Genomic DNA, 12,970 nt, shown 5'->3' on the forward strand with positions numbered 1-12,970 from the left:
GGCATGCGTCTGGCGACCTACAACATCGAATGGTTTGCCAATCTGTTTGACCGTCATGACGAACTGATCGTGGATGACAGTTGGTCAGGGCGCCACGATGTCACCAAAGCACAGCAGATTGAGGCCATCGCCAAGGTACTTACCGCGATCGATGCCGATGCTGTGCTAGTTGTCGAAGCACCAAACACTGGCAAATCTCAGAACACTGTCCGGGCACTGCAAAACTATGCCGAGGCTTTCGATCTGCGTACCAGCGAAGCTGTGATGGGATTTGCCAATGAGACGCATCAGGAACTGGCCTTGCTATACGATCCGCGCGTTCTGAAAGTGCGACATGATCCAAAAGACGGAGGCCAAAGGGCCCCGCGTTTCGATCAGGATTTTCATATCGACCTTGATATCGACGCGACCGAGGATCAGGTGCAGTTTTCCAAGCCGCCGATGGAACTGGCCGCCGAAACCAAAGAGGGCGAACGGTTCCGCCTTATCGGCGCGCATCTGAAGTCAAAAGCGCCTCATGGGGCGGAATCCCGAGATGAGGCGATCCGTATCTCGATCGCCAATCGCCGGAAACAGTTGGCGCAGGCCATCTGGCTGGGCAGACGGGTCAAAGCACATCTTGCGGATGGTGAACAGGTGATCTTGCTGGGTGATCTGAACGACGGTCCGGGGCTGGACGAATTCGAAAACCTGTTCGGTCGCTCATCGGTCGAAATTCTGTTGCAATCAGGATTATTCGACCCCCACGCGGAAACGGCTTTCGGATCAGAAACGGGCGAACGCCCTTCGACGGCGCGTTTTTATCGCGCGGAAGATCGCGGGTACCTTGAGGCGTTGTTGGACTACATCATGATCAGCGACGGGTTAAAGGGGCGTCGCCCGGATTGGCGCATTTGGCATCCATTTCGCGATCCGGCCTGCCGTGGCGCGCGGGAGTTGCATGAGGCATTGCTCACGGCGTCTGACCATTTCCCTGTAACTCTGGATATCGAGCTGTGATCTTCCAACCGCGTTTCAGGTGCTCTATATTTTAGAAATGAAACATCTCATCCCCATTTGCGCGCTGACCGTGGCTATGGTCAATCCTGCCTCTGCCGAGGAAGAGGGGAGCAAATCCCTTATGGAGCAGGGGGCCGAGTTGTTCTTTGAGGGCCTGCGGCAAGAGATGGAACCCGCTCTGGAAGATCTTCTTGGGCTTGCGGACCAATTCGGCCCGGCCATGCAGTCATTTATCGCGGAAATGGGGCCCGCCTTGGCCGATCTGGCGGGTGAAATTCAGGATTGGAGCGCCTATGAAGCGCCCGAGATCTTACCCAACGGTGATATCATTATTCGAAAGAAGCCCCCTCAAGACCCCGATGTGCAGCCGGAATTGCCTGAAAGCGCGCCCGAGGGCGAGATCGAAATCTGAGGTTTAGTCCCGGATGATGACGCGGGTCTCTGATTTCAGTGCGCTGGCCAGTGAATTCAACCGCGCCACGGCGACCTCGCTGAACAAGGGGCTTGCCGCAGTGGGCAGAAACAGCTCAAGCTGCCGCTTTTTGGGATAGAATTTCAACGTTCCCATTTTGGCGTCGTTTTTCATCCACAACATGGCACCAAACCGCATCGCCTTACCCAATATCTCGGCCTGTTTCTGGTCTTTCTCGTCTAGCAGTTCGTAGAGCGGGGCAAATCGGTTGCCTTCGCGCTTGTTTCGGTATCGGTGTTGCAACGCCAGCCCGATAAAGACCCGCTCCGAGTGTTTCAGGCCACCCAGATTGGCGCGCGTCACGTTGTCAAAGCAGACCTCGGCCCGATAGTCGGGATGGGCACGCCAACTGACATCATGCAAAAGGCAGGCCGCTTTCACCAGGCGCACACGCGCGGGCGGAGCAGACTTGAACAGCGGCATGACGAAATCGAACAGGTGTTTGCCAAAGCCGGGTAAACGGGAATCCTTGGCTTCGGAAAATCTGCTTGCCTCGATCAGCGGGTCGCAGTCTCGCAGGTTCTGCGGCATCTGCTCATACAGCAACCCTTCGCGGATACCATAGCTTGAGATTGCGATATCCTTGGGTTTGAATGTGCGGATCAATCGCGCCAGGACGTCCATCGCATAGGGCATCAGTGCCATCCGTGACCCTGACACCCCGGCCTGACTGCGCAGCTTATCCGGATCACCCTTTTCAATGAGCTTGATGGTCTCGCGCACCTGTTTTGTGGTCATGCGGTATTCATGCAGTACGTTCAGGGGATACCCCCGGCGCAGCATGTCCAGTCGCGCAAAGGCTCGCCAACTACCGCCCACAAGGAACAGCCGGTCGCGTTGCGGCCCCATCTGATCGCGCAGATTCTCCATCGTGGCTTTGATGTGAGCCTTGCGCGCCCGACGTCCGCCTTTGATGTCCCGCAGTTTCAGGGGACCCAGCGCCGAGGTCACACGCCGCCCGACATCACCGTCTCCAATTTCGGCAAGTTCCATGGATGACCCGCCGATGTCGCAGATCAGACCATACGCGCCGGGCCAGCCCAGCAAGACACCCTGCGCCGACAGGCGGGCCTCTTCGTCGCCGTTGACGACGGAAACGGTCAGGCCGGTTTCGGCTTTGACCTCGTCGCAAAACTCAGGGCCGTCCTTGGCTTCGCGTACCGCGGCAGTTGCAACGACATGCAAGCCGGGCAGGCCCAGATCGTCAGACAGCCGGGCAAACCGTCGCAACGCCGCCAGTGCGCGTTTGCGGCCAAGCGGGTTGAGGTGCCCGGTATCCGACAAGCCAGCACCCAGCTCGCACATCACCTTTTCATTGTAGAAGTAAGCCGGTGATCGCGCCGCGCCGTCAAAGATGACCATCCGGACCGAGTTCGATCCGACATCGACCACGCCCACGCGCGACAAGGCTCGCGCTTCGGGATCGTCGAAGAGGGGCTTGCCGAACGGCCCCCAGTCAGGGATTTCGGTTTCGACAGTCTGATCCATGTCACTTCCAGGTATTCCGGGTGCAGAATGCGAGATGACCGGTTGCGGGTCAATTACCAGATTAGACATCGTCCAAATCCGCGTTCAGAACACGCACTGCCAGCGCACGGGTTATGTCGCGTTTCTCCGACAGGGCAAGCTGGTCAAGTTGCGCCACGACGCTCGCCGCCGTTTCAAAGCGCCGGTCCATATGTTTGACCAGATAGGCGATCACGTCGGGGCTGGGGTTCAATTGCCGGTCCACGAACAGCTTGGCCAAAACCGCACCCAGCAGGGCGTCATCCGGTGGATCAAGCGCCACATGATGCGCGCCTTCGATCCGGCTTTGCAAGTCCGGCAATGGCAATTGCCAGAATTTGGGCGCAAGCCGTCCGGTCATCAGCAGGGCGTTTCCTTCTGCCAGCACAAGGTTGTGCAGGTGAAACAGCGTCTTTTGCTGTTCGGGATCACCAGCGACCATCGGTACGTCTTCCACCGCCACCGCGGTACCAGCGAGGCTGGGGACATCGTCGTATCTGACGTCTGAGGCCTGAATGATCCGCCCACCGGTTTCCGCCGCCCAGACATGGGCCAGATGGGTTTTTCCTGCGCCGGCGGGGCCGCTCAGTACCAGTTTGTTGCCCGGCCAGGAGGTGGCCGAGATCATTGCGACGGCCAAGGCATTCGCAGGCGATACAAAAAAATCCTCACGCCCCAGCGCCGTCTTGGCCGGAAGGTCAAAGCTCAGTTGAAGGGCCATTAGGAATCTTCCCGGTCCGCGCTTTCAAGGCCAGTATACAGGCGGCTATCGAGGTAGACCGATGTACCAAACCGCGCGATCACGCCCAGTGCCGCAGCGACGGGAACGGCAACCAGCATCCCGACAAAGCCGAACAACGCTCCAAAGACCGACAGGGCCAGCAGCAACCAGACAGGGTGCAGGCCAACTGAGTTTCCAACAAGTTTCGGCGTCAGGAAATTGCCCTCGGCCACTTGACCCAGCGCAAAGATACCGGCAACCAGACCAATATACGCCCAATCTCCCCAGAACTGGAACAGAGCCAGACCGATGGCCAGCGTGCCGCCGATAAGCGCCCCGAGGTAAGGGATGAACGTGACCAGCCCGGCAATAAATCCGACAATCAATCCGAATTGCAGGCCGACAGCCATCAGCGCCACGGCGTAGTACGTGCCGAGGATCAGGCAGACAGTGCCCATGCCGCGAACGAATGAGGCCAGAACGGCGTCAATTTCTCCGGCCAGACGTTTGATCGTGGGGGCGTGGTCGCGCGGCAGCAGCTCTCCGATGCGGGCGATCATGCGATCCCAATCCAGCAGCATGTAGACGGCCACGACCGGAACGATAACCAGCAGAACGACCACATTGACCGCGGACCCTACCGAGGCTGCAACGGATTGCAGAACGTCGCCTGTCTTGGATTTCAGCGTCTCGCCCAGCGACACCAGAGCCTGATGCGAATTGGACTCGCGATCCAAAAGGGATGGAAACTGTTGTTCAATGAAGCCGCGCAGTTGTTGGAACAGGCTGGGCATGACCTCGACCAGCTCGATCAACTGAGTGATCAGGGCTGGCACCACCATCAGGATCATCAGGGCAAAACTCAGGATGCCGACAACTGTGATGATCGCGGTGGCCGCCATGCGTGACAGACCGAGGTTTTCCAGCCGGTCCGCAACCGGATCAAGGAAATAGGCGATGGCGCCGCCGATCACGAACGGCAGCAGAACGTCTCCAAGTGCCCACAAGCAAAGCACAAAAATTGCAGCGGCAATGCCCCAGTATCTGAGTTGATCCTTTACCGGCAAGGCCATGCGTGTCCCCTTGTTCTTGGCTTTTACCGGTGTTCTTGGCTTATGCGGCCCTGTGATGCAAGCGGTTCATGCGTGGGGTTTTCCAGACCTCAGGAGCTTAGAGTGCCAAGCTCCGGGGTGTCGGCGGTGGCGGTTTCGTCCGGCCAGTTGGTGCGCCAGATTTCGGCCGACCAATGCCCGCAGTGAACTGACGGCCGGTCAAAACCGGGCACAGGTGTCAGCAGCGGCGCTACGACAACGTCGTGACGTGGAACCGCGAAATAGGGGAAAGAGTAGCGCTCTTTGCCTGATGTGTTGACCACCCGATGGGGTGTGGATTTCAACCGGCCGCCCGACCACAATTCGAGCATGTCACCGATATTGACGACAAACCCGCCGGGCGGACAATCCGGAGTGATCCAGCCGCCGTCGCGGGTTTGTACCTCAAGTCCACCGACAGGGTCCGGCGCGATGATGGTCAGAGCGTCCGTGTCTTTGTGCGGATGAATGCCGAACCCTTCCTCGTCCGGAGCCTGCGGAGGGTAGTGCAGCAACGTCATGTTGGTCATTGGTGTGACGAAGGCGTCACTCAAGACGTTCGGCTTCAGGTCCAGACCGATCTCCAGTGCGCCCAACAGCAAGTCCGTCACCCGGTCCAGTTGCACCCAATAATCCAGAATAACATCCCGCGCCTCGGGCACTTCGTTCGGCCAGAGGTTCGGGCCATAGAGCGCGCAGTCCTGACGCACCGAGGCTTCCTCGGGCACATCGAAATGCAGCTTGTAGCCTTCGTATTTGTCCGCTTTGCCCGAGCCGTCGTTTGGAGTGAAAAACCCCATCGGAATGTAACCGCGATAGTTGTCGCGGGTGATGGCCTGATCCCACTTGCTCTGTTCGCCGATGTCAAAGATCGCCCGAGCCTTGGCACGCACCTCATCGACGGTTTCCTGCGAAACACCGGTGCCGGTGATGGACAGGAATCCGATATCGGTGCACGCATCAAGGATTCTCCGGACCGTAGCACCGTGATCCGGGTGCGAAGCGTCGTTGAGCGGAGAAATGTCGATCGTAGGAATTGTTTGCATCAGTGAATCCTCACGCCTTGGCGGTCCAGCTCTGCATGGACTGGGGCAAGGTTCAGCTTGTGCAGCTCCTGATTGCTTTTCAGCGACAGCGCCGCTGCGATACCCGCGCCCTGACCCATGACCGCGCAGCAGGCCATGTTACGTGTCGCTGCGTGGGCAACCCTATCCGCACCGTGCGAGCGGCCAGCGACCAGCAGCCCTTTGACACCTTTGGGCAACATCGAGCGATAGGGCACCTGCATGTACCGCCCGGTGGTCGGCAGGATCAGGATGCCATATCCATCGATGAATTCGGGGTAAATGCCGATCGTATCCTCGAACCGGCCCTGATGGCGAGCGTCATCTTCGGTCATGTTGTAGACTGCGTCGATCTTGCGGGTGTCGCGGATGCCGATAGTCATCCCAAAGTTCCGCAGCCGTGCGTTTTCACAACCGGGCATGAACCGGCGCAGCGCCTCAATGGCAAGCATCGACTGACGGCGGCCCTCAATCTCGCCCCGTGTCAGGCTATCGGGGTCTGTGCCGTCGACCTCGGCCAGATGGATGAGGTTCATATAGGTCAGTTCACCCGTATCGTGCATCGCGCCCCATGTGCCTGCGATGGTGTTCAGATGCGGTGGGATCAACCCCTCATCAATGGCCTGCTGGAAGGGCTTGTGCACGAAGGGTGAGAACATATCGTCCTCTTTGCCCGAGGTCTCAATGTTCCACTCGCCGCCACCGCCCCAATCTTTATAGGTTTGCGGGTCGGCCTTTACGCCCTCCATAAAGGCGCGCTTGTCGACACCGGCCAGATGGAACATGACCGAGGCCGCCATCATGTCTTCGCGGGCAGTTTTGTGGGTCGGCGCACCTGCGCGGTGGGCGACGTCTGCGTCTCCGGTGGCGTCGATCACGACCTTGGCCAAAATCGCCTCGCGCCCTGCCTTGGACTCTGTGATGATGCCGGTGATCCGGTCGCCCTCCATGATCGGAGCGACGAACTGCCGGTGCAGCATCGGGTGGACGCCTGCCTCTTCGACCAGTTTGTCGGCAACCAGTTTGAACCCTTCGCTGTCCAACTCATAACTCAGCGACTGGCTTTCGGGCACAGCAGCGCCCATTTCCTTGGCGCGGTTTTCGAACTCCATACCAATACCGCCGGCCTCGACCGTTTGTTCGTGCCGGTACCAGGCGAATCCTTCGACGCCAACGGCGGTGATGTTGCCACCCATGCAGCCGAACCGGTCGACCAGAGACACCTCGGCCCCCGCGCGCGCGGCTGCCAACGCGGCGGCCAATCCGGCGGGGCCGGAGCCTACGACCAGAACGTCCGTTTGGTGGACGACAGGGATATGACGAGCGGGTTCCTGAATGGTCTGCATGGGTGCCCCCTGGAATTTACATTTCAGTCACAATTGAAAACCCTGACTGGCGGGTCAATCAAAAATCCGACTGACTTGGGGTCGCAAAATTACCATTGGCCGATTGCCCCCAGCGGGGCTTTGGAATAATGACCTTTGAAGTCCGAATTCACCTTTAAAGGTTCAAAATGCGCCTCAGCCGTTACTTTCTGCCCGTTCTCAAGGAAAACCCCTCCGAGGCCCAGATCGTCAGCCACCGGCTGATGCTGCGTGCCGGGATGATCAAGCAAGCGTCTGCCGGGATCTATTCGTGGCTTCCGCTGGGCTTCAAGGTTCTGCGCAAGCTGGAAAACATCATCCATGAAGAGCAGGCGCGCGCTGGCCATATTGCGATCCAGATGCCCATCATTCAATCGGCGGACCTGTGGCGCGAATCCGGTCGCTATGATGACTACGGTCAGGAAATGCTGCGTATGAAAGACCGGCATGACCGCGATATGCTGTTCACGCCGACCGCCGAAGAACTGGTGACCGACATCTTCCGCGGCCACGTCAACAGCTACAAGGACCTGCCGTTGACGCTTTACCAGATCCAGTGGAAATTCCGCGATGAGATCCGCCCCCGCTTCGGCGTGATGCGTGGTCGTGAGTTCTATATGAAGGACGGATACAATTTCGACCTGACCAAAGAGGATGCGCTGCACGCCTATAACCGTCATCTGGTCACTTATCTGCGCACCTATGAGCGTATGGGCCTGCAGGCCCTGCCAATGCGCGCCGACTCCGGCCCCATCGGTGGCGACAATACGCACGAATTCCTCGTGCTGGCCGATACCGGTGAGTCCGAGGTGTTTTACGACAGTGCAGTCACCGACTTGACCTTTGGTGATCGTCAGATCGATTATGATGACCGCGCGCAGTGTCAGGCGATCCTGGAAGAATTCACTTCGAAATATGCTCGTACAGATGAAACTCATGACGAGGTGCTGTTCAACCAGATCCCGGAAGAGCGTCGCCGCGTGGCGCGCGGGATCGAGGTTGGCCAGATCTTCTATTTCGGTACCAAGTATTCCGAGGCCATGGGCGCAACTGTTCAAGGCCCGGATGGCAAGCCGACGCCGGTTCACATGGGCAGCCACGGTATCGGCGTCAGCCGTCTGGTCGGCGCGATCATCGAGGCCAGCCATGACGACAAAGGTATCATCTGGCCGGAAGGCGTAACTCCGTTCCATTGCGGGATCGTCAACCTGAAACAGGGTGATGACGAGGCCGACGCAGCCTGCGACAAGATCTACGGCGCGCTGACTGCTCTGGGGCTCGAGCCGCTTTACGATGATCGCAACGAAAGGGCCGGGGGCAAGTTCGCCACCATGGACCTGATCGGTCTGCCATGGCGCATCACGGTTGGTCCGCGCGGTCTGAAGAACGGGGTGGTTGAACTGACAAGCCGTCGCACCGGCGAAAGCGAAGAGCTGAGCCCCGAGGCCGCCGTCACCAAGATCGCCGAGATCTATGAGCGCATCGGCTGACCCAATCGGCGCGCCGCTGATCTCGGTCATCACTGCGACCTACAACCTGCTGTCGCAAGGGCGGCAGGATAGCTTTCGCGAGGTGATCGATTGCATGGCGCGCCAGGGCTGTGTCCGGGCTGAGCACATTATTCAGGACGGCGCTTCGACCGATGGGACTGTGGAGTTTCTGCAGGAATTGACTGCGGATGCTCCACGCACCCGTCTGATTAGCGAACCGGATTCTGGTTTGTATGATGCCATGAACAAGGGGGCGCAGGCCGCACACGGGGAATACCTGCTGTTCCTGAACTCGGATGATTCCTTGGCGTCCGATGACATCTTGAACACCGTCGCCGATCGGCTTGAGGCAACCCGGCCGGATTTCCTCTATGGCTCGACCTTGCGGCGGTACGAGGACGGATCGGAAACCCGAGAAAAGCGGATGTCGCTGACAGCGATCCTGCAGCGGATGCCATTCTGCCATAATTCAGTGCTGTTGAAACGGGATGTGTTCCTCGCTCTGGGCGGGCACGACACGCAGTTTCGCGTTGCTGCCGATTACGATCTGATGTTGCGGTTATTGACCGAAGGGTATCAAGGCGAACGCACGGACGACCCGATTTCCATGTTCTGGGGCAGGGGAGTGACCAGCGACATTGTAATAACCGCCGAAGATTACGCCCGTGTCTGGATGAAATACTACGAAGGGTTCAAAGCGGCCCACGACCTGACGCCGGAAGACTTCTTCCGGTTCTTCCGGCGCGGCCACATGCCCGCGCCTTTGATCCTGGAACGATTGTTAAAGCCCGGTACATCGGACGCAATCAAAGCAGCCGCACGCCACAGCTTGTGGAAGACCATGCGCCGGTCTGTTCAGTTCTGGCGCAGCTACTAGGCGCGGCCCGCCGTCGGACGGGCTGTCAGAATGTCTCCGTCAGCTTGCTGACCTCGCGCGACCACGATCGGACGTCCTAACCTCCGGACCAGTTCCTTGAATTCAAGGCCCAGAAAGCGCAGTCCGCAAACCCGGTCTCCGGTCAGGTTGTCCGTGATGCACATCCGTCCATCCCGGAAGACAAGACCATAACCCTTGTCGTTCAGGATGCCCGTCAGACCCGCCCAGCTTGCAGCGCTGGCAAAGATCGGAAGTATCGTTGCACGCAGCAAGGCTGCGGATTCACAATCCAGTTCTGTTGATATTTGTCGGACCGAAATAGTGTCCGGTAGTTCTGATTCAATTCGAATACTCATGAGCGACCCCCGCTCTAAAAATGTATTCCCCCGTAATAAGGGTGACAAAATTTCCAAAAATAAGCAAAAAGCGAAATAAAGTTGCGTCTAAAATGTTGCATTTTGAGTTCAGTTTGCCTCGCCGTGCTCACATTGACTTCATACATGAAACAATATCCAGCTGTCTGTGAAGAGCGTCACAACCGATGGTGTATTCGGTTGGCGGGCGATCTCCTTTTAGTTCGAATGCATGTTCGACCCAGGGCACGACTGATTCGCAGATTCCGAGCTTTGACGTGAATTGGACAAGGTGGAAATCTCTGACCTAAGACCACCATCCATGAAGGCAATCGCCTGAAAATTGCAGCTCTTGCGTCTATGACATGGCGCGATGCACTGCCTGGCCTTCGCGATTTCCAGCGGGACCGGACCAGGCGGCCCCGACCCGTGAGGCGGAGAACAGGTGCTAATCCGCACGGCGGGACCGACGGGGCCGACTACCGGGTTGACCATCTGGTGAAATGCCGAAAGGGTCGCGTCAACAAAGCAACCGGAACAAGCATGGCCAAAACACCCCCGCCCTTTGCCCCCTTTGAATGGAAAATCGCCTGGCGTTACCTGCGCGCCCGTCGCGCCGAGGGTGGCGTCAGCGTTATGACGTGGATTTCCCTTGTCGGGATCACGTTGGCCGTTTTTGCGCTGATTGCCACTTTGGCCGTCAGATCGGGGTTCCGGTCTGAATTTGTGGGCACCATTCTGGGCGCCAACGCGCATGTGACGGTCTATTCTGCTGGCGAGTTTGACGCACAGGGGCGCGTGGACCGTAGGATCGCGGACTACGAAGAAATGACTACCCGAATTGCGCAGGTTCCCGGTGTGGAACGTGCAGCCCCTCTGGTCAAAGGCCAGGTCCTGATCACCAATCGCGACCGCAGCAGCGGGGTCGAGGTGTTTGGTATTCAACCCGACGACCTGCGTGATCTGCCGGGCGTAGCGGAAAGCGAACAGGCTGTCGGTGACCTGTCTCAGTTTCAGAACGGCGAAGATGTGATTGCCATCGGGTCTGGTGTGGCCCGCAGCATTGGTGCGACAGTTGGTGACACGGTCAAACTGACATCACCCAACGGAGTAAAGACCGCCTTTGGTACTTCCCCGCGCGTAAACGCTTATCGCGTAGTCTACGTTTTCTCAGCGGGGCGATATGACATCGACCGGACCCGCGTTTACATGCCGTTCGAACAGGCCCAGGCCTTTTTCAATCGCGAAGGTGTAGCTGACGAAATCGAAGTGATGGTCGAACGACCCGAGGAGATGAATCCCGTCCTGATCCCGATCCTCGAGGCTGCGGGCCCGCGCAGTCAGATCTGGACATGGAAGGACGCCTCGGGCGGGTTCCTGCGGGCGCTGGAAGTTGAGGACAATGTGATGTTCATCATCCTGTCGATCCTTGTCTTGATCGCCGCGATGAATATCGTTTCCGGCCTGATCATGCTGGTCAAGAACAAGGGGCGGGACATTGGCATCCTCCGCACAATTGGGTTGAGCGAAGGTTCCGTTCTGCGGGTCTTTTTCATCTGTGGGGCATTCACCGGGATCATCGGCACGGCGATCGGGGTGATCCTGGGTTGTCTGTTTGCAATCTATATCGATCCGATTTTCTCATTCGTGAACTATGTCATGGGTGGTGGAGTATGGGACCCGTCCATTCGCGGTATTTATGCCCTGCCGGCTGAGTTGCACCTGACAGACGTTCTCAAGGCAATCGGATTGTCGCTGGGGCTGTCCTTCTTTGTGACCTATTTCCCCGCCCGTCGCGCGGCGCGGATGAATCCGGTTGAGGCGCTGCGCTATGAATGATGTGACGATGCGGCTGGATGGCCTGACCAAGACCTATCTGAAGGGCACACCCGGTGAGGTTCAGGTGCTGCGCGGTGTGGATCTGGAACTTCGCGCTGGCGAGGCGGTGGCCTTGGTGGCGCCGTCCGGTGCAGGTAAGTCGACGCTGTTGCACATCGCTGGGTTGCTGGACACTCCGGACAACGGGTCGGTGGAGATTTCGGGTCAGAATGTGGCGGGCAGGGGCGACAGGACGCGTACCGCTCTGCGGCGGCAGGATGTGGGGTTTGTGTACCAGTTCCACCACTTGCTGCCTGAATTCACCGCGCTCGAAAACATCACTCTGCCGCAACTGGCCAACGGTATCTCCGAGAAAACCGCGCAAGAAAGAGCCATGACGTTGTTGGACCGTGTTGGCGTCGCAGCACGCGCGGACCACCGCCCTGCCGCGTTGTCAGGTGGCGAGCAGCAGCGGGTGGCTTTTTGTCGGGCCTTGGCCAACAAGCCGCGCATTCTGTTGGCGGATGAACCGACTGGCAATCTGGACCCTGAAACGTCTGATCAGGTGTTTGATGCCCTGATGGCGCTGGTCCGAGACGAGGGGCTTTCGGCGCTGATCGCGACGCACAACATGGACCTTGCGGCGCGGATGGACCGAAAGCTGCGGCTTGAGGCGGGTATGCTCAGGCCAGTTGAGTAATGGCGACCCCGACGGCCATCACTGCGATGCCCCCGGCGCGGATCCAGGTCAGCGGCGTGATCTGAGCGCCAAATAGGCCAAAGTGATCAATGGCCGCCGTGCTGATCAGTTGCCCCAGCAAAACAAAGAACACTGCGTTGCCGACGCCGAAATGTGGCGCGACATGTGTGATGGACAGAACGTAGAACGCAATCAAGACGCCGGCCAAAAGCAGGTGTTTCGGCGCTTGGCCCACCTTCGACAACGCCTCCATGCCCGGAAACAGCAGCATGACCAGCGCCGAAGCGATGAACGCGATGGCAAACAGGATCACCGCTGCAGTGGTGGGCGACCCGATCAGCTTGCCCAGAGCCGCATTCAGCGCCGCCAGAATCGGGACACCGATCCCGGCTGCCAACATGATCGCTGCGTATTGAGTCATTGCCTGTATCCTCTGCGCCCGGTTCGTTGATCTGGATCATTGCGCCAAGCTGTCCGACGGGCAAGCCTGCAAATGTCAATCGAGACAGGAGGAT

The 12,970-nt window shown here is 58.6% G+C and carries 13 protein-coding genes; 6 read left to right on the forward strand and 7 right to left on the reverse strand.

Features of this window, described 5'->3' with window-relative positions; all coding sequences use genetic code 11:
• Positions 1 to 3 precede the first annotated feature (3 nt).
• Positions 4 to 999 carry an endonuclease/exonuclease/phosphatase family protein gene (locus tag ACR0J0_RS07245; protein WP_480662491.1) on the forward strand — a complete coding sequence of 332 codons (996 nt, stop codon included), beginning with the start codon at positions 4 to 6 and terminating at the stop codon, positions 997 to 999.
• A 37-nt stretch (positions 1,000 to 1,036) separates the two neighbouring features.
• Positions 1,037 to 1,411: a hypothetical protein gene (locus tag ACR0J0_RS07250; protein ID WP_480662493.1), complete on the forward strand. Its 375-nt coding sequence runs from the start codon at positions 1,037 to 1,039 to the stop codon at positions 1,409 to 1,411.
• Between the two features lie 3 nt (positions 1,412 to 1,414).
• On the opposite strand, the gene ACR0J0_RS07255 is transcribed toward ACR0J0_RS07250, so the two are convergent.
• The 5 genes from ACR0J0_RS07255 to ACR0J0_RS07275 form a co-directional block, all read right to left on the reverse strand.
• Complete coding sequence (locus ACR0J0_RS07255) at positions 1,415 to 2,959, reverse strand: Ppx/GppA family phosphatase (RefSeq protein WP_480662880.1); 1,545 nt, start codon at positions 2,957 to 2,959, stop codon at positions 1,415 to 1,417.
• A 61-nt stretch (positions 2,960 to 3,020) separates the two neighbouring features.
• Complete coding sequence (locus ACR0J0_RS07260; protein WP_480662494.1) at positions 3,021 to 3,698, reverse strand: HdaA/DnaA family protein; 678 nt, start codon at positions 3,696 to 3,698, stop codon at positions 3,021 to 3,023.
• Positions 3,698 to 4,771 carry an AI-2E family transporter gene (locus ACR0J0_RS07265; RefSeq protein ID WP_480662496.1) on the reverse strand — a complete coding sequence of 358 codons (1,074 nt, stop codon included), beginning with the start codon at positions 4,769 to 4,771 and terminating at the stop codon, positions 3,698 to 3,700. The genes ACR0J0_RS07260 and ACR0J0_RS07265 overlap by 1 nt, the downstream gene beginning before the upstream one ends.
• Before the next feature lie 89 nt (positions 4,772 to 4,860).
• Positions 4,861 to 5,835 (reverse strand): isopenicillin N synthase family dioxygenase, encoded by a 975-nt coding sequence (locus ACR0J0_RS07270; protein WP_480662498.1) that lies wholly within the window; start codon positions 5,833 to 5,835, stop codon positions 4,861 to 4,863.
• Positions 5,835 to 7,199, reverse strand: coding sequence for an FAD-dependent oxidoreductase (locus ACR0J0_RS07275; RefSeq protein WP_480662499.1), 1,365 nt, complete (start codon positions 7,197 to 7,199; stop codon positions 5,835 to 5,837). The genes ACR0J0_RS07270 and ACR0J0_RS07275 overlap by 1 nt, the downstream gene beginning before the upstream one ends.
• 167 nt (positions 7,200 to 7,366) lie before the next feature.
• On the opposite strand from ACR0J0_RS07275, the gene proS reads away from it, so the two are divergent.
• Both proS and ACR0J0_RS07285 read left to right on the forward strand, forming a co-directional pair.
• Positions 7,367 to 8,707 carry a proline--tRNA ligase gene (gene proS / locus ACR0J0_RS07280; protein ID WP_480662500.1) on the forward strand — a complete coding sequence of 447 codons (1,341 nt, stop codon included), beginning with the start codon at positions 7,367 to 7,369 and terminating at the stop codon, positions 8,705 to 8,707.
• Positions 8,691 to 9,584 (forward strand): glycosyltransferase, encoded by an 894-nt coding sequence (locus ACR0J0_RS07285; protein WP_480662502.1) that lies wholly within the window; start codon positions 8,691 to 8,693, stop codon positions 9,582 to 9,584. Before proS ends, ACR0J0_RS07285 begins: the two co-directional genes overlap by 17 nt.
• On the opposite strand, the gene ACR0J0_RS07290 is transcribed toward ACR0J0_RS07285, so the two are convergent.
• Complete coding sequence (locus tag ACR0J0_RS07290) at positions 9,581 to 9,940, reverse strand: hypothetical protein (RefSeq protein WP_480662504.1); 360 nt, start codon at positions 9,938 to 9,940, stop codon at positions 9,581 to 9,583. The two genes, ACR0J0_RS07285 and ACR0J0_RS07290, sit on opposite strands and share 4 nt — an antisense overlap.
• A gap of 540 nt (positions 9,941 to 10,480) precedes the next feature.
• On the opposite strand from ACR0J0_RS07290, the gene ACR0J0_RS07295 reads away from it, so the two are divergent.
• Positions 10,481 to 11,776 carry a lipoprotein-releasing ABC transporter permease subunit gene (locus tag ACR0J0_RS07295; protein ID WP_480662506.1) on the forward strand — a complete coding sequence of 432 codons (1,296 nt, stop codon included), beginning with the start codon at positions 10,481 to 10,483 and terminating at the stop codon, positions 11,774 to 11,776.
• A complete protein-coding gene (locus tag ACR0J0_RS07300; protein WP_480662508.1) occupies positions 11,769 to 12,455 on the forward strand; it encodes an ABC transporter ATP-binding protein in 687 nt (228 codons plus the stop codon). The genes ACR0J0_RS07295 and ACR0J0_RS07300 overlap by 8 nt, the downstream gene beginning before the upstream one ends.
• Here ACR0J0_RS07300 and ACR0J0_RS07305 read toward each other — a convergent pair.
• Complete coding sequence (locus ACR0J0_RS07305) at positions 12,439 to 12,876, reverse strand: DMT family transporter (RefSeq protein WP_480662510.1); 438 nt, start codon at positions 12,874 to 12,876, stop codon at positions 12,439 to 12,441. The two genes, ACR0J0_RS07300 and ACR0J0_RS07305, sit on opposite strands and share 17 nt — an antisense overlap.
• Positions 12,877 to 12,970 lie beyond the last annotated feature (94 nt).

Source organism: Ruegeria sp. BF12 (assembly GCF_056538705.1).

Bases quoted from the DNA above. Each gene is read 5' to 3' on its own strand.
- ACR0J0_RS07245 (WP_480662491.1), top strand. From the start codon at position 4: ATGCGTCTGGCGACCTACAACATCGAATGGTTTGCCAATCTGTTTGAC.
- ACR0J0_RS07250 (WP_480662493.1), top strand. From the start codon at position 1,037: ATGAAACATCTCATCCCCATTTGCGCGCTGACCGTGGCTATGGTCAAT.
- ACR0J0_RS07255 (WP_480662880.1), bottom strand. From the start codon at position 2,959: ATGGATCAGACTGTCGAAACCGAAATCCCTGACTGGGGGCCGTTCGGC.
- ACR0J0_RS07260 (WP_480662494.1), bottom strand. From the start codon at position 3,698: ATGGCCCTTCAACTGAGCTTTGACCTTCCGGCCAAGACGGCGCTGGGG.
- ACR0J0_RS07265 (WP_480662496.1), bottom strand. From the start codon at position 4,771: ATGGCCTTGCCGGTAAAGGATCAACTCAGATACTGGGGCATTGCCGCT.
- ACR0J0_RS07270 (WP_480662498.1), bottom strand. From the start codon at position 5,835: ATGCAAACAATTCCTACGATCGACATTTCTCCGCTCAACGACGCTTCG.
- ACR0J0_RS07275 (WP_480662499.1), bottom strand. From the start codon at position 7,199: ATGCAGACCATTCAGGAACCCGCTCGTCATATCCCTGTCGTCCACCAA.
- proS (WP_480662500.1), top strand. From the start codon at position 7,367: ATGCGCCTCAGCCGTTACTTTCTGCCCGTTCTCAAGGAAAACCCCTCC.
- ACR0J0_RS07285 (WP_480662502.1), top strand. From the start codon at position 8,691: ATGAGCGCATCGGCTGACCCAATCGGCGCGCCGCTGATCTCGGTCATC.
- ACR0J0_RS07290 (WP_480662504.1), bottom strand. From the start codon at position 9,940: ATGAGTATTCGAATTGAATCAGAACTACCGGACACTATTTCGGTCCGA.
- ACR0J0_RS07295 (WP_480662506.1), top strand. From the start codon at position 10,481: ATGGCCAAAACACCCCCGCCCTTTGCCCCCTTTGAATGGAAAATCGCC.
- ACR0J0_RS07300 (WP_480662508.1), top strand. From the start codon at position 11,769: ATGAATGATGTGACGATGCGGCTGGATGGCCTGACCAAGACCTATCTG.
- ACR0J0_RS07305 (WP_480662510.1), bottom strand. From the start codon at position 12,876: ATGACTCAATACGCAGCGATCATGTTGGCAGCCGGGATCGGTGTCCCG.